General features: G+C 73.8%; 15 protein-coding genes. 9 read left to right on the forward strand and 6 right to left on the reverse strand.

The annotated features are described in order from the left end of the window. Positions 1–144: 144 nt before the first annotated feature. Positions 145–924 carry an SDR family oxidoreductase gene (locus ACGFSC_RS15445; RefSeq protein WP_359900413.1) on the reverse strand — a complete coding sequence of 260 codons (780 nt, stop codon included), beginning with the start codon at positions 922–924 and terminating at the stop codon, positions 145–147. A gap of 98 nt (positions 925–1,022) precedes the next feature. Here ACGFSC_RS15445 and ACGFSC_RS15450 point away from each other — a divergent pair, with 98 nt between their 5' ends. The 5 genes from ACGFSC_RS15450 to ACGFSC_RS15470 all read left to right on the forward strand — a co-directional run bounded on the left by ACGFSC_RS15450 (position 1,023) and on the right by ACGFSC_RS15470 (position 7,673). Further along, a complete protein-coding gene (locus tag ACGFSC_RS15450) occupies positions 1,023–1,706 on the forward strand; it encodes a TetR/AcrR family transcriptional regulator (RefSeq protein WP_359900411.1) in 684 nt (227 codons plus the stop codon). Between the two features lie 262 nt (positions 1,707–1,968). Then, the gene (locus tag ACGFSC_RS15455; RefSeq protein ID WP_392863516.1) at positions 1,969–3,042 is read left to right on the forward strand and encodes an enoyl-CoA hydratase/isomerase family protein; all 1,074 of its coding nucleotides are present in this window, start codon (positions 1,969–1,971) and stop codon (positions 3,040–3,042) included. 59 nt (positions 3,043–3,101) lie between these two features. After that, the gene (locus ACGFSC_RS15460) at positions 3,102–3,827 is read left to right on the forward strand and encodes a GntR family transcriptional regulator (RefSeq protein WP_359900407.1); all 726 of its coding nucleotides are present in this window, start codon (positions 3,102–3,104) and stop codon (positions 3,825–3,827) included. A gap of 203 nt (positions 3,828–4,030) precedes the next feature. Beyond that, positions 4,031–6,745, forward strand: a complete 2,715-nt coding sequence (gene aceE / locus ACGFSC_RS15465; RefSeq protein WP_359900405.1) for a pyruvate dehydrogenase (acetyl-transferring), homodimeric type — start codon at positions 4,031–4,033, stop codon at positions 6,743–6,745. Between the two features lie 142 nt (positions 6,746–6,887). Continuing rightward, a complete protein-coding gene (locus ACGFSC_RS15470) occupies positions 6,888–7,673 on the forward strand; it encodes an enoyl-CoA hydratase (RefSeq protein WP_359900403.1) in 786 nt (261 codons plus the stop codon). Between the two features lie 124 nt (positions 7,674–7,797). Here the strand turns inward: ACGFSC_RS15470 and ACGFSC_RS15475 are convergent, their stop codons facing one another. After that, a complete protein-coding gene (locus ACGFSC_RS15475) occupies positions 7,798–9,621 on the reverse strand; it encodes an NAD-binding protein (RefSeq protein WP_359900401.1) in 1,824 nt (607 codons plus the stop codon). 234 nt (positions 9,622–9,855) lie between these two features. Here ACGFSC_RS15475 and ACGFSC_RS15480 point away from each other — a divergent pair, with 234 nt between their 5' ends. Further along, positions 9,856–10,455: an HdeD family acid-resistance protein gene (locus ACGFSC_RS15480; RefSeq protein ID WP_359900400.1), complete on the forward strand. Its 600-nt coding sequence runs from the start codon at positions 9,856–9,858 to the stop codon at positions 10,453–10,455. A 130-nt stretch (positions 10,456–10,585) separates the two neighbouring features. Here the strand turns inward: ACGFSC_RS15480 and ACGFSC_RS15485 are convergent, their stop codons facing one another. The 3 genes from ACGFSC_RS15485 to ACGFSC_RS15495 form a co-directional block, all read right to left on the reverse strand. Next, positions 10,586–11,275 carry a DUF6461 domain-containing protein gene (locus tag ACGFSC_RS15485; protein ID WP_359900398.1) on the reverse strand — a complete coding sequence of 230 codons (690 nt, stop codon included), beginning with the start codon at positions 11,273–11,275 and terminating at the stop codon, positions 10,586–10,588. 46 nt (positions 11,276–11,321) lie between these two features. Then, positions 11,322–12,833, reverse strand: coding sequence for a CoA transferase (locus ACGFSC_RS15490; protein WP_392863453.1), 1,512 nt, complete (start codon positions 12,831–12,833; stop codon positions 11,322–11,324). 70 nt (positions 12,834–12,903) lie between these two features. Further along, complete coding sequence (locus tag ACGFSC_RS15495) at positions 12,904–13,533, reverse strand: LysE family translocator (RefSeq protein ID WP_359900394.1); 630 nt, start codon at positions 13,531–13,533, stop codon at positions 12,904–12,906. Positions 13,534–13,780: 247 nt separating this feature from the next. Here ACGFSC_RS15495 and ACGFSC_RS15500 point away from each other — a divergent pair, with 247 nt between their 5' ends. Beyond that, on the forward strand, positions 13,781–14,239 hold the full coding sequence (locus tag ACGFSC_RS15500; protein WP_316524654.1) for an Lrp/AsnC family transcriptional regulator: 459 nt from the start codon (positions 13,781–13,783) through the stop codon (positions 14,237–14,239). Between the two features lie 57 nt (positions 14,240–14,296). Then, positions 14,297–15,004, forward strand: a complete 708-nt coding sequence (locus ACGFSC_RS15505; RefSeq protein ID WP_359900392.1) for an N-acyl homoserine lactonase family protein — start codon at positions 14,297–14,299, stop codon at positions 15,002–15,004. 125 nt (positions 15,005–15,129) lie between these two features. Here the strand turns inward: ACGFSC_RS15505 and ACGFSC_RS15510 are convergent, their stop codons facing one another. Then, on the reverse strand, positions 15,130–16,317 hold the full coding sequence (locus ACGFSC_RS15510; RefSeq protein WP_380348458.1) for a cytochrome P450: 1,188 nt from the start codon (positions 16,315–16,317) through the stop codon (positions 15,130–15,132). A gap of 807 nt (positions 16,318–17,124) precedes the next feature. Here ACGFSC_RS15510 and ACGFSC_RS15515 point away from each other — a divergent pair. After that, on the forward strand, positions 17,125–18,060 hold the full coding sequence (locus ACGFSC_RS15515) for a hypothetical protein (RefSeq protein ID WP_359900391.1): 936 nt from the start codon (positions 17,125–17,127) through the stop codon (positions 18,058–18,060). Positions 18,061–18,363 lie beyond the last annotated feature (303 nt).

Genomic DNA, 18,363 nt, shown 5'->3' on the forward strand with positions numbered 1-18,363 from the left:
GGTCGGGGGCTGGGAGGCCGGGAGGCCGCGGCGAACCCGACCACGGACAACAGGGCACCGATGACGGATCACGGATGACGGATAACAGCTGACAGATTTCATCATCTGTCAGCTGTTATCCGTTTCCCGTTCGCCCACCTCCGTCTAGAGCCCGGCGCCGCCCGTGGCGTCGACGACCCGCCCGGTCACCCAGCGAGCGTCGTCGGAGGCGAGGAAGGCGACGATGTCGGCGATGTCCTCCGGCTGCCCGACCCTGCCGAGCGCGGCCACCGAGGCCGCGTACGCCTCCGCCTCCGGGTTGCCCCGCAGCCACCCGGCGTTGACGTCGGTGTCCACGATGCCGGGCGCGACCGAGTTCACGGTGATCCCGCGCGGGCCGAGCTGCTTGGCGAGGTTGAGGGTGAAGGTGTCCAGCGCCCCCTTGGTCGCGCCGTAGGCGATGATCTCGGGCATCGCCAACCGGGCGGCCCCGCTGGAGACGTTGATGATCCGGCCGCCGTCCCGCAGCCGCTTCAGTCCGTGCTGCACCACGAAGAACGGCGCCCGGACGTTGACCGCGAACACCTCGTCGAAGCCCTCCTCGGTCAGCGCTTCGAGGTCCGAACTGCGCCCGATCCCGGCGTTGTTCACGATGATGTCGACGCCGCCGTCCGGGGCGTGCGCTCCGATCCCGGCGTCGAAGGCCGCCCAGAGCGCGGCCGCGTCGCCGTGCCGGCCGAGTTCGGCGCGCAGCGCGAACGCCCGCCCGCCGTCGGCCCGGATGCCCGCCACCACCTCCTCCGCCGCGGCCCCGTCCCTGGCGTAGCCGACGGCGACGGTGGCACCGTCCCGCCCGAGCCGCCGGGCGATGGCCCGGCCGATCCCCCTGCTGCCGCCCGTGACCAGCGCCACCTTGCCCTGAAGCCCGTACGTGCCCGCACCCATGGCCGAGTCCCCTCTCGCCGCATCCGATAATTGTTGAGTCATCGCTCAAGAAAGACGCTAGCACACACTTCTTGAGCGACTGCTCTAAAATTTGGGGCATGAGCGAGGCACAGCAGACGACCGGGACACCCGCGAAGGCGGCACCCGAAGGCGCGGCACCCGCAGACACCGCACCCGACACCCCACCCCGCCCCCGGCGCGGCCGCCCACCGGCCTTCGACCGCGCCGAGGCCCTGGCCGCGGCCACCCGGCTGTTCTGGCAGCTCGGCTACGACGCCACCTCCGTCTCCGACCTCACCACCGCCATGGGAATCCGCCCCGGCAGCCTGTACGCGGCCTTCGGCGACAAACGCTCACTGTTCGAGGAGGTGGTCCGCCAGTACGGCCGCTCGCCCGTCGGCGCGTTCGCGACCGTCGCGCTGGCCGAGGAGCCCACCGCGTACGGCGCCTTCGCCCGCATCCTGCGCGAGGCCGCCGCCATCTACCCCGACCCGTCCCATCCGGCCGGCTGCCTGGTGATCTCCGCCGCCACCAACGTCGCCCCGCAGGACGCCGGCGTCCAGGAGCTGCTGCGCGAGCTGCGCAACGCGAACCTGCGGACCTTCGAGGCCCGGCTGCACCAGGCCCGGCAGGACGGCGAACTGCCGCCCGACGCCGATCCGAAGGCGCTGGCGGGATACCTCGGCACGGTCATCCAGGGCATGTCCCAGCAGGCCCGGGACGGCGCCACCGCCGCCGACCTGGCCCGCACCGCCGAACTCGCCCTGCGCGCCTGGCCCTGAACCCCGGCCGCGCGCCCCGGTCGCGCCCCGAACCTCCCCGCCCACCCCGCCCACCCTTGTTCGCCCTTGCCCTGCCCGGCCCGGTGATCGGAACGCCTCCCGACCCCCGGTACGGTGGACGCCAGGATTCCGGCGGGAACGAACGGCGGACGACGGCAACGGACGCCGACGGGCGGGCGCCGACGGGCCGCGACCGGGCCCGGCGGACACCGAACGGCGTCGACATCACCGAGGGACGGGAGCGGGCCCGATGAGCGCAGAGGTGACGGAGGTCCAGGCCTTCCTGGACGGCGGTGTCGGACGGCTCGTGCTGAACCGCCCGAGGGCGCTCAACTCGCTGACCCACAGCATGGTCACCGCCCTGCGCACCGCCCTGGACGACTGGGCCGGGGACGACCGGATACGCGCCGTCGTCCTGACCGGCGCGGGCGAGCGCGGACTGTGCGCGGGCGGCGACATCCGCGCGATGCACGACGACGCCAAGGCGGGCGGAGCGGGCACCCGGGCGTTCTTCCGCGACGAGTACCGACTGAACGCCCTGATCGCCCGCTACCCGAAGCCGTACGTCGCGGTGATGGACGGCATCACCATGGGCGGCGGCGTCGGCGTCTCCGCCCACGGCGCGGTGCGGATCGTGACCGAGCGGTCCATCGTCGCGATGCCCGAGACCCGGATCGGCATCGCCCCGGACGTCGGCGGGAGCCGGCTGCTCGCCCACGCCCCGGGCGAGTTGGGCACCCACCTCGGGCTCACCGCCGCCTCGATGGGCCCGGGCGACGCCCTGCTCTGCGGATTCGCGGACCACTTCGTGCCCTCGGCGCGCATCCCGGACCTGCTCGACGCCCTGAGCCGGGGCACCGCCGCGGCGAACGGGAGCAGCAGCAGCGAGGTCGCCGCCCTCGTCGCCGCCCTCGTCTCCGCGCACACCGAGCCCGCACCGCCCGCCGCACTGGCCGACCGGCGCACCTGGATCGACGCCTGCTACGCGGCCGACACGGTCGAGGAGATCGTCGACCGGCTGCTGAACTCCGGTGTCCCGGAGGCGAAGGAGGCCGCCGTCGCCGTCCTGGCGAACTCCCCCACCGCCGTCAAGACCACCCTGGCCGCGCTGCGCCGCGCCCGCACGCTCCCTTCGCTGGAGGCCGTGCTCGACCAGGAGTACCGGATCTCCTGCGCCGCACTGGAGGGCCACGACATGGTCGAGGGCATCCGTGCGCAGGTGGTCGACAAGGACCGCAACCCCCACTGGAAGCCCGGCACGCTCGCCGAGGTGGCGGAGGCGGACGTCGCCCGCTTCTTCGCCCCGCGCGAGGGCGACGAGCTGGGCCTGGCCTGAACCCCGCCCCACCTCCACCTCCTCCACCTCCTCCTCCGCCGGCACGTCTGGAGCCCGTCATGAACCACCCGGTCCCGCCGCCGACACCGGCCGGGGACACCGACCCGCTGTCCCGGGTGCCGCTGGGCGAGCAGGTGCGCGGGCTGCTGCTGGAGGGCCTGCTGAACGGCCGCTGGCAGCCCGGGGACCGGATCGTCGAGCGGCGCCTGGCCGCCGAGTTGAACGTCAGCCAGGCACCGGTCCGCGAGGCGCTGCGCGCACTCCAGACGCTCGGGATGCTCGACGCCGAGCCCAACCGGGGCGTGCGGGTGCGCGCGATCGGCCCGGCCGAACTTCGCGAGGTCTACCAGGTGCGGGCCGCGCTGGAGCGACTGGCCGCCGAGTCGGCGGTGGTCCGGCTGGCCGGGGACACCACCGTCCTGGAGCGGCACGCCGAGCGGATGGCGGCGGCCGCGGCGGCGGGCGACGCGCTCGGCCAGGCCCGGCACGGGGTGGCCTTCCACCGCGAGATCGTGGCCGCCTCGGGCAACGGGACGCTGCTGCGGACCTGGGAGGGCCTCGGGATCGAGGTGTGGACGGTGCTGTCGCTGCACGAGGTCCGGCCGGAGCTGCACGAGAACGCCGCCGACCACCGGCCGCTGATCGAGGCCTTCCGGCGGCAGGACCCGGCGGTCGGGCGGCTGCTGGCCGAGCACGTCCTGGAGTACGCCCGGCGCGAGGACGCCCGACCCGAGGACGGTCGACACGAGGATGGTCGACACGAGGACGGCCAGCGCTCCGACTGAGCCCGCCCCCGTCGGGGCGCCGACTCGTCGCGCTCGCATAAAGTTCGCACAAAGATGATCGATCATCGCTCAAACTACCCGCCAGTAGCGATTGACGCGCCACCCTCCCGCTCTCTACGGTCCAAGTAGTTCCATGGAGAGGAATACTATTCCGCATCCCGGAATATGAACCTCTGAAGCGCACCGACGAAGGGGAACCACCCGTGTCCCAGCTCGACCAGCTTCCCGACCAAGACCCCGAGGAGATCGCGGAGTGGCGCGCGTCCCTCGACGCCGCCCGCGACTTCGGCGGCCCGAACCGCGCCGCCCACCTGCTGCGCCGCCTCGTCGAGCACGCCGAACTGCAGCGGCTCGACGTCCCTCCGCCGCTGGACACCCCGTACGTCAACACCATCCCCACCGCCGCCGAACCGGAGTTCCCCGGCGACGAGGAGATGGAGCGCCGGATCACCGCCTGGAACCGCTGGAACGCCGCCGCCATGGTGACCAGGGGCAACCACCGCGGTGGCCTGGGCGGGCACATGGCCACCTACGCCTCCGCCGCCTGGCTGTACGAGGTCGGCTTCCAGCACTTCTTCCGCGGCAAGGAGGCCGACGGCTCCGGCGACCAGCTGTACGTCCAGGGCCACGCCGCCCCCGGCGTCTACGCCCGCGCGTTCCTGGAGGGCCGGATCTCCGAGGCCCAGCTGGACCGCTTCCGCCAGGAGGCCACCGGCGACGGCCTGCCCTCCTACCCGCACCCGCGCAGGCTGCCCTGGTTCTGGGAGTTCCCGACCGTCTCGATGGGCCTCGGGCCGCTCTCGGCGATCCACCAGGCCCGGTTCAACCGGTACTTGGGCGCACGCGGGATCAAGGACACCTCCGGCTCGCACGTGTGGGCCTTCCTCGGCGACGGCGAGATGGACGAACCCGAGTCCACCGCCGCGCTCGCGCTGGCCGCCCGGGAGAACCTGGACAACCTCACCTTCGTGGTCAACTGCAACCTGCAGCGCCTGGACGGGCCGGTGCGCGGCAACGGCAAGATCGTGCAGGAGCTGGAGCGCCGGTTCCGGGCGGCCGGCTGGAACGTGGTCAAGTCGCTGTGGGGCGAGGCCTGGGACGAGTTGCTGGCCCGCGACACCACGGGCGCGCTGGTCCGCCGACTGGGCGAGGTGCCGGACGGACAGTTCCAGACCTATGCCGCCTCGGACGCCGGGTACGTCCGCGAGCACCTCTTCCACGGCTCGCCCGAACTGCGGCTGCTCGCCGACACCCTGGACGACCGGCGGCTGATCGAGACCGTCGCCACCTCCCGGGGCGGCCACGAGCCGCGCAAGGTGTACGCGGCCTACCGCGCGGCACTGGAGCACCGGGGCGCGCCCACGGTGGTGCTGGTGCAGACCGTCAAGGGCTGGACACTCGGCCCCGGCTTCGAGTCCCGCAACGCCAACCACCAGATGAAGAAGCTCTCCTGCGCGGAGTTCCGGGCCATGCGCGACCTGCTCGAACTCCCGATCCCGGACAGCGCGTTGGCCGGCGAACTTCCCCCGTACGCCCATCCCGGACCGGACTCGCCGGAGGCCCGCTACCTGCGCGAGCGCCGCGCCGCACTGGGCGGACCGGCGCCCGCCCGCCGGGTGCGCTTCGCCCCGCTGCCCACCCCGCCCGCGAAGCCCTTCGAAACGCTGTTCAAGGGCTCCGGCGGCCAGGAGATCGCCACCACCATGGCCTTCGTCCGTCTGGTCAAGGACCTGATGCGGGACGAGGCGACCGGCCACCGGTGGGTACCGATCGTCCCCGACGAGGCACGCACCTTCGGCATGGAGTCGCTCTTCCCGACCGCCGGGATCTACTCCCCGCTCGGGCAGACCTACGACCCGGTCGACCGCGACCAGCTGCTCCACTACAAGGAGTCGGCGACCGGCCAGATCCTCAACGAAGGCATCACCGAGGCCGGTTCGATGGCCTCACTGACCGCCGCCGCCACCGCGTACGCGACCCACGGCGAGCCGGTCGTCCCGTTCTACATCTTCTACTCGATGTTCGGCTGGCAGCGCACCGCCGACCAGATGTGGGCGCTGGCCGACCAGTTGGGCCGCGGCTTCCTGATCGGCGCCACCGCCGGACGCACCACCATGACCGGCGAAGGACTGCAACACGCCGACGGACACTCCCAGTTGATCGCCTCCACCAACCCGGCCGCGCTCTGCTACGACCCGGCGTTCGGCTACGAGGTGGCCGTGATCGTCCGCGAGGGCCTGCGCCGGATGTACGGCAGCAGCGCGCAACACCCCCATGGTGAGGACGTGTTCTACTACCTCACCGTCTACAACGAGCCGCTCCGGCAGCCCGCGCTCCCGGCCGGCGAGGAGGTCGCGGACGGCATCCTGCACGGCCTCTACCGCTACCGCACTGCGGACGCCGCTGCCCTGTCCCCCGGCCTGCCCGCCGACCCGCCGCGACTCCAACTGCTCGCCTCCGGCACCGCCGTGCGCTGGGCGCTGGCGGCGCAGCGGCTGCTCGGCGAGGAGTGGGGCGTGGCGGCCGACGTCTGGTCCGCCCCCTCCTGGACGGAACTGCGCCGCGAGGCGCTGGAGTGCGACGCGGCCGACCTGGCGCGGGCGGCGGCCGGCACCGACGGGGCGGCCCGCGTCCCCTATGTGACCCGGGCGCTGGCCGGGGCACCCGGGCCGGTGCTGGCGGTCAGCGACTGGATGCGCGCGGTGCCGGACCAGATCAGCCCCTGGGTGGAGCAGGACTGGACCTCGCTGGGCACCGACGGCTTCGGCCTCTCGGACAGCCGTACGGCGGCGCGGCGACACTTCGGGGTGGACGCCGAGTCGGTGACGGTCGCGGCACTGGCCGCACTGGCCCGCCGGGGCGAGGTCGAGGCGGAGACCGTACGGCGGGCGGCGGAACGTTACGGCGTCCGCTTCTGACGGCTCGGTGTCCGCCCGCTCCACCGCCTGGTGACCGGCGTCTCGCATACCAAGACTGGCGCGAGGCGGGGCGCGTCGTAGATCGTTGGGTGGTCAGGGCGCGCCCACGGGCGCCGAGCAGCGGAAATGGGAGTCGACGGCGATGACCGAGACCGAGACCTACGAGACGATCCTGGTCGAGCGCAAGGGCCGGGTGGGGCTGATCACGCTCAACCGGCCCAAGGCGCTCAACGCGCTGAACACCCGGCTCATGAACGAGGTGGTCGCCGCCGCGACCGCTTTCGACCGGGACCCGGAGATCGGCTGTCTGGTGATCACCGGCTCGGAGAAGGCCTTCGCGGCCGGCGCCGACATCAAGGAGATGCAGGGCAACCGGTTCCCGGACGTCTACCTGGACGACTGGCTGGGCCCGTGGGACCGGCTCGGCGCCGTGCGCAAGCCGGTGGTCGCGGCGGTGGCCGGGTTCGCACTGGGCGGCGGCTGCGAGCTGGCGATGCTGTGCGACATCCTGCTGGCGGCGGACACCGCGAAGTTCGGACAGCCGGAGATCAAGCTCGGGGTGATCCCCGGCATCGGCGGCTCGCAGCGGCTGACCCGGGCGGTCGGCAAGGCGAAGGCCATGGAGCTGTGCCTGACCGGGCGGATGATGGGCGCCGAGGAGGCCGAGCGGGCCGGACTGGTCTCCCGGATCGTCCCGGCGGACCAACTGCTCGCCGAGGCGCTCGCCACCGCCGAGACGATCGCGGCGATGTCCACCCCGGCCGCGATCATGATGAAGGAGAGCGTCAACCGCGCCTTCGAGACGACGCTCGCCGAGGGCGTGCGCTTCGAGCGCCGGCTCTTCCACGCGGCCTTCGCCACGGCGGACCAGAAGGAGGGCATGGCGGCCTTCGCCGAGAAGCGCCCGCCGGAGTTCCAGAACCGCTGACAACGGAGTACGTCCGGCAGGCGACAACAGGCCGCGGACGGCAGACAGCGGACAGATTTCATCATCTGAAATCTGTCCGCTGAACTCTGTCAACTGAAAGCCGTCGGCTGTCATCCGTCGACTGTCATCCGTCCTCCTCCACCGCCACCGTGTTCAGCCGGGCGAGCCCACTGCGGGTGGCGGCGACCACGATCTCGTCGCCCGGGGCGAGCTGCCGGGTGCGGTCCGGGAAGTTCCACAGCAGCTGCCCGCCGTGGGCGAAGCGCACGGCGATCACCCGGACGCCGCCCGGGTCCTCCAGGTCGTGCCGGTTCAGCCCGATCAGCCCGCTGCCGTCCTCCACCTTCAGCTCGGCGATCAGCAGCACGTGCCGGAGCACCGACAGCGTCCCGCGCACCTCGCGCCCCATCAGCGCCGCCGCGAAGGCGGGCGCGGCCAGGTAGGACACCGACCGGGAGGCCGCGTTGTCCAGCGTCTTGTAGAAGTGACTGGCGAAGTCGTCCTCGAACAGCCGCACCACCACCCGGACGTCGGGATTGCCGTGGCGCGCCTCCAGGGCCGCCTCCAGGTTGGTGGCGTCGTCCCCGCTGACGGCGACCAGCGCCCGGCTGTGCTTCAGCCGGGCCCGGCGCAGCTGCTGCTCGAACGGACCGTCGCCCATCACCACCGGAATCCCCAGCGCCCGGACGGCGGCGATGCCGCGGGCCTGCGGGTCCCGCTCCATGCAGACCACCGGCACGCCCATGTCGTGCAGTTGGATCGCGACGCGGGTTCCGACGTTGCCGAGGCCGACGACGATCACGTGGTCCCGGGTGCCCGCCCCGGGGTTGCGCGGCTGCCCGCGCCGCCCGGAGCCCAGGACCTCCACCGCGATCGCGGTGGCCACCGGCGCGAAGGTGATCCCGCAGATGGTGATCACCACCTGTGCGACCCGCTGCCAGAACCCGCCGGTGCCCGTCCCGGAGGAGATGTCGGAGAGCTGGTCCGGCTGGGCCGCGCCGGCCAGGTCGAGCAGCGCGATGTAGACGGTCCAGCCGAAGTTCCGGTTGAGGTACCAGAGCACCCCGAAGGCCAGCAGCACCGCCGCGAGGGCGGTGAGCAGCACCAGCCGCATCCGGGCGCTGGTGAAGAAGCGCATGGTGTCGAGCAGCCGCCAGCGCAGCCGTCGCTTCCAGTCGATCGGCTCCCGGGGTTCGATCCGCAGCACCTGGAGCGCCGCCCTGCCGCCCGGCTCCTCCTCCTGATCGGGGTCGGCCGCGGGCGCCGGTTCGCGCCGAACGCCTCCGGGTCGGATCGGCCCGTCGTCGCCGAACTCGCTGGCGAGCCGGACGAATTCGGCCGAGTCGCCCTGCTGCTCGGGCAGCAGCCGGATCCTGCCGAGGTCCTGCCGGTCGATCTGGTCGGCGACCACGCAGATCCGGTCGGAGGTGATGTCGTCGTCGAACGCGATGTGCAGGTAACGCCCCTCGATCTCCACCGAGTTGGGCCGTCCGAGCGCCGCGGAGGCGAAGGCCGGGGCGGCGGTGGCGGAACCGGAGAGCGCGGCACCGTTCTTGAGCAGCCGTTCGATGTTCTCGCCGAGCCGTTGGTTGAACATCCGGAACACGATGCGGATGTCCGGGTTGTGGTTCTGGGCGCTGAGCGCGGCGTGGATGTTCTCCTGGTCGCTCCCCTCGACCAGGGCGAGACCGCGCGCGGTACCGATGGACACCGCGCGCAGCGCCTCCTCGGTGATGCCGGCGTACTCCACGACCGCCGCGACGCCGGACAGCTGCTCGATCTGCGGCGCGTGGTCGCGGGTCCGGTCGGCGACCAGGACGACGACCGGGACCTCGTAGTGCTCGACGAGTTCCAGGATCAGGCGATGGGCCAGCGCATTGCCCCCGCAGACGATGTAGTGCTGGCTGATCGGCTCGACCGGAGGGGTCCCCCACCCTTCAGAAGTCATACCGCCGGATGATATCGACGGGAAGTGTCCGGAGGGTGACGTTCCGGCGACCGCGGCGGATCCCCCGAACGGCCGTATCCGACGCGCGGTCCGGCCGTGGCGCGGAGATGCTGGGGTTCGTTCCCTGCCCGTCAGCCGGCCGATCCGACCTCACCCGTCCTGCGTCACACGACCAGGCAGGACACCGGTCACCGGTCACCCGTCGCCCGGCGTCAGCCCGAGGAGTACGCCACCGTGGCCCCTCCGATCATCACCCCCGACGGCAGCCCGGTCCAGGGCCCGCTCGGACTGCTCGCCAAGGCCGCCTGGCAGGTCCTGCTGGTCGCCGGACTCGCCTCGCTCGCCCTCGGGATCGTGGTCTTCGCCTGGCCCGAGGAGACGCTCCTGGTGGTGGGCGTGCTGTTCGGCCTCTACCTGCTGGTGATCGGCATCGTGCAGCTGATCGCCGCGTTCGGCACCCACTCCACCGCGGCGCTGCGGGTGCTGGCCTTCATCAGCGGTGCGATCTGCGTCCTGCTGGGCCTGCTCTGCTTCCGCAGCGCGGCGCAGTCGCTGCTGCTGCTCGCGATCTGGATCGGGATCGGCTGGCTGTTCCGCGGCATCACCCAGCTCGCCGCCGCGATCTCCGACCCGCTGATGCCCGCCCGCGGCTGGCAGGCCTTCGCGGGCGCGGCCAACACCCTGGCCGGCGTACTGCTGATGGTGTGGCCGGTCGGGTCGATCACCGCGCTGGCCGTACTGGCCGGTTGCTGGCTGGTGATCCTGGGCCTGGTCGAGATCGTGACGGCGATCCAGGTCCGCGGCCGGGCCAAGCAGATCCCCTCGGGGGTCTGACCTCCGTCCGGTGCCGTGAGGCCGTGTCCCGCCGGGGCACGGCCTCACGGCTGGGCGGGGGCGCGGGCGCGGCACGGGCGCGGCACGGGCGGGGCCCGTCATGGGCACGGGGTGTCGCGGGCGCGAGGCGTCACGGGCGCGGGGCGTAGCCGATCCGGAAGGTGGCGGCGTCCAGTCGCTCCGGGGTGAGCCGGACGTCGGTCAGCCGCTCGGCGAGTGCGAACGCGGCCTCGGTGTGCTGCGCGTACTCCTCCGTCTCCAGGTCGAAACCACAGGCGGTCAGCAACTCGGGGATGCCGCGGGCTTCGGCGTCCGAGCCGTCCCGCTGGCCGGGGAAGAGCGGCTCGAAGTGCAGCCGCCGGACGCCGTGTTCCCACCAGTGGAAGTGGTCCACGGCGTTGACGTTGCGGAAGTGCGAGACCAGCCGGGTGCCCTCGCCGAGCCGCGGGATCACCGTGTCCAGGGTGCCGAGGTAGCCGTTCGGCTCGATCGCGAGGGCCCAGCCGTCGAGTTCGGTGACCGCGACGAGCAGCCGGTCCTCGGCAGGGTCGAACAGCGCCCCGTCCCCCTCGTCCCCGCCGGCCCCTTCCTCGTACTCCTCGTCCTCGTCCTCGTCGTCGTCCTCGTCCGCTCCGTCCTGGTAGGCGTCCCAGCGGGCCATAACCGCCGTCAGGCCGACGGCGTCGCTCGCCGGCAGCGCGTCGAAGCGGCGCAGCAGCTCGTCGGCCGCGAGGCCCTGGACCTGGGTGAGGCAGTAGGCCTCGCCCAGGTCGGGGTAGCGGTCCTCGAACCAGGTGTAGTCGGTGGCGTGTGCGGTCATGACGGCGATGCTGTCAGACGCCTCGGACAGCGCTCGCCCGGGGCCGTCAGAGCCAGACCGGTTCGTCCGTCCCCCAGCGCCCCGGCGGGCGCGACCAGTCGGCGGGCGCGCCCTCGTACCCGATCGGCGGCAGGGCGTGGCGCAGCCGCCCGTACGCGGAGTCGGTCTCGACCAGCCAGCGGGAGGGGTCGTACGGCTCGGGCGAGGCCCCCTGCGGGGTTTCCGGTTCGATGCCGTGCAGCAGCCAGGAGGCCGTGCCGGCGAGGGAGAAGCGCAGGTGGCGGCCGCCGGGGCGGCGGGTGCGCTGGTCGGTGAGGGCGCGCAGGACGGCGGCGGCGATGAGGTAGCCGGTGCCGTGGTCGAGGGCCTGGGCGGGCAGCACGCCGGGACGGCCGCCGGGGGTGGCCTCGTGCCCCGAGCCGGAGCCGGATGCTGAGTCCGAGGCGGCGGCGGAAGCGGAAGCGGAAGCGGACTCGTGGGCGGCGATGCCGACGCCCGCCTGGACCAGGCTGTCGAAGCCGCGCCGTCCGGCCCAGGGGCCGGTCCAGCCCCAGGCGCAGAGCTGGACAAGGATCAGGTCCGGGCGGCGGGCGAACAGCGCGTCGGGGCCGAGGCCGTGGGCGTCCAGGGCGCCGGGGCGGTAGGCCGTGACGACGACGTCGGCGGTGGCGAGCAGCTCCTCGAAGACCTCACGGTCGGCCGGCACGGCGAGGTCGAGCCTGGTTGAGCGCTTGCCGAAGCCGGTGTCGGCGTGGGCGTCGTCGACCTCCGGCAGGCGGGGCGAGTCGACGCGCAGGACGTCGGCACCGAGCAGGGCGAGGGTGCGGGTGGCGACCGGCCCGGCGATCACCCGGGTGAGGTCGAGGACCCGGACCCCGGCGGCGGGCCGGTCCACGGGGGCCTCGCCGAGCGGACGGACCGGCGCGGTCCTGGCGGCGGCACCGATGTCCCCGTGCTCCACGAGGGGGTGCACGGCCGGGCTCACCGGCGCGACGGCAACCGCGAGCGCTCCCGCCTCGTACGCGCGCTCCTGGATCCGCTCGGCCGGCAGTCCACCGAGCGTCTCGGCGAGCTGCTCGGGCCCGGCATCGGCGGCGAGGCCGAGCGCGGAGAGCAGCCGGGTGCGGTGGTGCGGGTAGTTGGCATGGGTGCGCACCCAGCCGTCGGCGGTGCGCCAGAAGCCGGAATGCGGGGCGAAGGTGACGGGCGTACGGCCGTCGACCGTCAGATGCCGCTCGCTGACGAAGGCGGTGGCGACCGCGCCCTGGTCGACCCGGACCGCGGGGACGGCCGGGACCGCCGCGCCGCCGCGGTGGGCGGCGAGCTCGGCGGCGGCCAGCGAGCAGACCGCCACGGTCGCACGGGCGAGCCGGCGCACCGGCAGACCGGAGGGCAGGACGTCGTCCGGCCCGTGGAAGGTCACCCGTTCCAGCAATTCGGGCGGTCCGCCGAGAGCCTCCCAGGCATGGGCCGTGGGACCGTCGACGGCACCGGGGGTTCCGGTGGTTCCCGTGGGTTCCGTGGGCCCTGTGGGTTCCGTGGGTCTGGTGGATCCCATGGTTCCAGTGGGTCCGGTGGTTCCTGTTGGCAGCGGACGATCGGTCATGCCCCGCATTGTGCTCCGGTTTTCAGGCGGTCGCCGTGACGCCCGCCACCAACATCAGCAGGACCGCCGAGACCACGGTCATCCGGCGGGCCGCCTGCGGGGTGCCGCCGAACCGGCCGCCGAGCCGTCCACTGGCGTGCGCGACCAGCCCGTACACCACCGCGCAGGCCAGCACGTTGAGCGAGCCGAGCGCGAGCACCTGCCCGCCGACCGGCAGTGCGGCGCCCGGATCGACGAACTGCGGCACCAGGGAGAGGTAGAGCAGCAGGCCCTTGGGGTTGAGCAGCGCGGTCAGCATGCTCTGGCGCAGCACCGTCGCGGTGGGCTGCGGCTTGGGCGCGGCCAGGGCGGCGGCGCCCCCGCCCTTGCGCAGCGCCAGCAGCATCATGACGGCCAGCACCAGCAGGTAGGCGGCGCCGGTGAGGCGCAGCACCGGCAGGGCGGCCGGGACGGCGCGCAGCGCGGCGGCCAGGCCGGCGCTGGAGAGCAGGGTGTGGACGGCGTACCCGGCGCAGACCCCGCCGACCGCGATCAGCGCGGCGCGGCGTCCCTGGCCGAGGCCTCGGGCGGCGATGTAGAGCCAGTCGGGGCCCGGGGTGCAGACCAGCAGCAGGTCGACTCCGAGGAAGAGGAGGAGGGCGTGGGTGTCCATGGGCGTGGCGTGGCCTGTCGTGCTCGTCGCGGTGTGGGCCCGGCGGGTCGGCCGGGAGGTGCCCCGGCGATCGACCGGGGTTGTTCCGGCGATCGACCGGAGGCCTCCCGGCGGTCGGCCGGAGTGCGCCGGAAGTGGGCCGGGAAGGCCCGGCGGCCGGTGCGGTCACTGAAGGTAGCCGGACGGGGCTGGCACGCGATGGCGACTTCCCGCTGGTCGGAGCCGCGTTTTGGCAGAATGTTGCGCCATGGACCGAATCGACCGCAGAATCCTCCGCGAGCTCCAGCAGGACGGGCGCCTGACCAACACCGAGCTGGCCTCCCGGGTGGACCTCACCCCCTCCCCCTGCCTGCGCAGAGTGCGCCAACTGGAGCAGGACGGCGTGATCCGCGGCTACCGGGCGGTGCTGGACGGCGCGGCGGTCGGGCGCGGATTCCAGCCCTTCGTGACGATCACCATGCGTCACGAGGACCAGGTGACGGTCGCCGAGTTCGAACGCCGGGTGGCCGAACTGCCGGAGGTGGTGGAGGCCCACCGGCTGTTCGGCGAGCCCGACTACCTGCTGCGGATCGCCGTGGCCGACATCGCCGCGTACGAGCGCTTCATCACCGACGTGCTCTCCGGCCTGCCGGGCATCGCGCAGGTCAACTCGCACCTGACGATGAAGCAGGTGAAGGCCGACCGGGGGCTGCCGGTCGGCGGGTAGGGTGCGAACCGGGGGCCCGTGCGACCGTCCGTACGGGGCAGAGCGACGCACCGCGACATGGGGGCTGAATTGCGCGTGATCCGCCGTCTCGACCTGGGGTACTTCGTCCGGCCGGCCGCCGAGGCGGGCGGCCCGGAGCCGCGCGTGGAGCCGGTGCTCGCGTACCTGGTCCGGCGTCCGGAGGGGCTGCTGCTGTTCGACACCGGGATCGGTGGCGGCGAGCCGGAGACCGAGGCGCACTACCGCCCGGTCCGCCGCCCGCTGCCGGAGGCGCTCGCCGCGGCCGGGGTCGCCGTCGGCGACATCGACCTGGTGGTCAACTGCCACCTGCACTTCGACCACTGCGGCGGCAACCCGCTGTTCGCCGGCACCCCCGTCCTGGTCCAGGCGGAGGAGCTGGCCACCGCCCGGCGCGGCGGGTACACCATCGACGCGCTGGTCGACTTCCCCGGCGCCGAGTACCGCGAGCTCGGCGGCGAGGCCGAGGTCTGGCCGGGCGTGCGGGTGCTGCCCACACCCGGCCACACCGGGGGCCACCAGTCACTGCTGATCGACCGCCCGGGCGGCGGCCCGGTCCTGCTGGCCGGGCAGGCGTACGACTTCGCCTCCCAGTACGGGCAGGCGGTGCTCGCCCGGCGGGCGGCGCGCGAGGGCCTGGCCGCACCGCTGCCCGGGTACCGGGCCTGGCTCGACCGGATGGCGGAGCACGAGCCGCACCGCGTGCTGTTCGCGCACGACCACGCGGTCTGGGAGGCGACCGACTAGCCGGGTGCGGGAGCGCCGGCCGCCCCAGGGGGTCGGATCGATCGGAGGATTCGGGTCGAGCCGAAGGTCCAGGTCGGCCTGGAGGTCCAGGCCGACCTGACGGACGGGTCGGGGTCGCCCGGGGCTCAGAAGGTGAAGCGCAGCGAGCGGACCCGGTGGTCGAAGCTGGACGGCACGAGCTGCGGCTCGCCGACCGACCGCACCTCGGGCAGGCGGGTGAACAGCTCGCGGAACAGCGCCGTCATCTCCTGCCGGGCCAGGTGCGCGCCGAGGCAGTAGTGCGGACCGCCGCCGCCGAAGCCGAGGTGGGGGTTGGGCGTGCGCGTGATGTCGAAGGCGTCCGGGTCGGGGAAGACCTCCTCGTCGCGGTTGGCCGAGCCGTAGAACAGCGCGACCTTCTCGCCCGCGCGCAGCAGCGGCCCGCCGGATCCGCCCAGTTCGTGGTCGACGGCGAGGGTCCGGTTGAACTGGATGATCGGCGTGGAGTGGCGGACCATCTCGTCCACCGCGCCGCCGAGCAGCCCGTCGAGGTCGGCGAGCAGCAGGGCGCGCTGCTCGGGATGGACGGTCAGCAGGTGCAGGCCGTGGGCCAGCGCGTTGCGGGTGGTCTCGACCCCGGCGACCAGCAGCAGGCTGAAGAAGGCGCCGAGCTCGCGCCCGGTGAGCCGACGGCCGTCCACGTCGGCGGTGACCAGCGCGGAGATCAGGTCCTCCTCCGGCCGGCGGCGGCGCCTGCGGCCGATCCCGGCGACGATGCCCTGCATCCGGGCGAGCGCCCGCAGCCCGCGCCCGGGCACCCGCAGGCGGCGGCGCAGCGGTCGGGCCACCCCGATGTCCTCGGAGGTGCGGTTGACCAGGTCGAGGATGGTGCGGCGCGACCTCTCCGGGATGCCCATCATGGTGCAGATCACCTGGAACGGGAGCTCGGCGGCGACCGCGGTCACGAAGTCCTCCGGCCGCTCCCGCTCGATCCGGTCGACCAGCTCGGTGCTGATCCGCCGGACGTCCTCCTCGACCCGGTCGAGCAGCCGCGGGGTGAACGCCCGCGAGACGATCCGGCGCAGCTGGGCGTGACGGGGATCGTCCAGGTTGACCATCGAGTCTCCGAACAGCAGCCGGACCCAGCGCGCCGGGACGGGGGTGGTCACGCCGGGACCGCTGAGGAAGACGGCGGGGGTGCGGCTGGCCTCGACCACGTCGGCGTGGCGGACCAGGGCGTGGAAGCCCCGGCCGGAGGCGCGGTCGCCGAAGAACACCGGGGCGGGGCGGCTGCGCAGCTCGGCGAAGGCGGCGGCACGGGCGGGGGCCGGCAACTGCCAGAAGCGGGCGTCGGCGAGATCTGTGGACCCGGGCGCGGCAAGAGCCTCGGGCTGGGCCGGGGCCTCGGCCGCGTCCGCGGAGCCGGGCGGAGTGGAGGGCTCGGCCGAGTCGGCGGGGGCGGACGCGTCGGCGGAGTCGGCGGCCTCCGGCGAGTCGGTCCGCTCGGCGGGGTCGGCGGGGTCGGCGGGTTCGCCGGGGGCAGCGGCCTCGGGCTGTTCGGCGGCTTCGGCTGGTTCGGCGGCCTCGTCCTGCTCGGCGGCCTCGGCGCCCTCGGCAGGTTCGGCTGGCTCAACGCGCTCGGCAGACTCGGTCGTCTCGGCGGGTGCGGCGGATTCGGCAGGTTCGGCGGTTGCGGCCGGCTCGGCGGCTTCGGCCCGCGCGGCGGGTTCCTCGGCTTCGGCCGGAGCCGCCTCGGTCGGCGCCGCCCCTCTCGGGGCCGTCGCCTGCTGCGGGACGGTCGGCTCCGTGGGGGCAGCGGACTCGGCACTGTCGGCAATGGGCGCCGAGGTATCCGTCGGGGTCTCCAAGGCCGGACCTCCCTGCTTCTGAACGACGTCGTCCCGATACGCACCGTACTGGGTGCTGCACATTAAGTGAGTATGGAATGCGCGCTGTCAAACCGCCCCGATGGTCGTACGAGTGATGGCTCGGTCCGGCGCGCCGGGCCGATGGGCCGGGTTGGGCGGCGGTCCGGGCGGCGGTCCGGCGGGCCGCGGGGCGGGCGGCCGGGCATGGTCTCACGGCACAGAACCGGCCATGACCGGAGGGTGCGGTACGGGCCGGGCAGGGCGGGTGCGACGATGAGTGCCATCGTGATGACCGACCGGATCCGCCTGCTGCGCGCCGTGGTCTTCGCCGCGCTGTGCGTAGCGATGGCCGCCACCGCGCACGTCGCCATGGCCGGGCCCGGGGTCTCGCCGAGGGTGCTGGCCGGTGGGTTCGGGGCGGTCCTCGGGCTGACCTGGCTGCTCGCCGGAAAGCGGCGCGGACTCGGGGTGATCAGCCTCTGGATGGTCGTGGCGCAGACCGCGCTGCACCAGCTGTTCGAACAGGCCGGGGCGCTTTCCCGAGGGGGCGGCGGCCTCGGCCGACTCGCCGCCACGGACTGGGCCGCCCTCCTGCTCTGCAACCCGGACCGGGCGCCCGGCGGGCTCTCCCCGGTCGAGCTGGCACGGATGGCCGGCATCGATCCGGACGTCCCGCCGCTCACCGGCAGCCTGCGGCCGATGGCGGGAACGCACCACGGGGCGCCGGGCCCGACGGCCGTGCACCCCGACCTGTCCAGGACGACCGGGATGGCAGGCACGACCGGCATGCCCGCAGGGCCGCACACGATGCCGGACGGAACGTTCCACGGTGACGGGTCGTACGACGCGGCGCAGGTTCTGGTCGGCGGTTCGACGCAGGGACCGGCGCACGACATGGCGCACGGGATGTCCCACGGCATGTCGCCGGGGATGACCGCCGCCCACGTGCTCGCCGCGCTGGCGTGTGCGCTCCTGCTCTGGCGCGGCGACGCGGCACTGGTCCGGCTCTTCGAGCTGCTCGGCGCGCTCGGCGCGGTGGTCGCGGGGGCCCTGCTGCTCCCGCTGCTGGCACTGTTCGCGCGCCCCTTCGGCCACCGGGCCCCGGCGCCGCCCCGCCCGGTCGACGACCGGGCCCGGCCGCCCCGGTCGGTGCTGCTCACGCATGCCGTGGTCCGGCGTGGGCCGCCGGCGTTCGCCCTCGCCTGCTGACGCGCCCGCCGCACCCTTTCTCACCCCGGCCGCCTCCCGGCCGTCGGGACTCTCGCGACGGGCAGGTCGCCCTGCCGTACGGCCAAGCCCTTGTGCCGTCGTACCGCCAGGGCGCGGGCCCGCGTCCGCCGCCGCGCCCCCTCAGGGCCGGCGTGCCGCGCGGCTGCCCCCGGACGCCGACGGTGCCGCGCTGCGCGGTGCCGTCCCCGCCTTCCCCTCGGGACCTTCCCATGCCTCACTTCGACGGCGCACCGGCTCCGGCCGGCGCCCCCGTCCTGCCGTTCCCGCCCCTCCGGGCGCCCT

It is taken from the genome of Kitasatospora sp. NPDC048715 (genome assembly GCF_043198905.1).
Classification (GTDB): domain Bacteria; phylum Actinomycetota; class Actinomycetes; order Streptomycetales; family Streptomycetaceae; genus Kitasatospora; species Kitasatospora lactacystinica.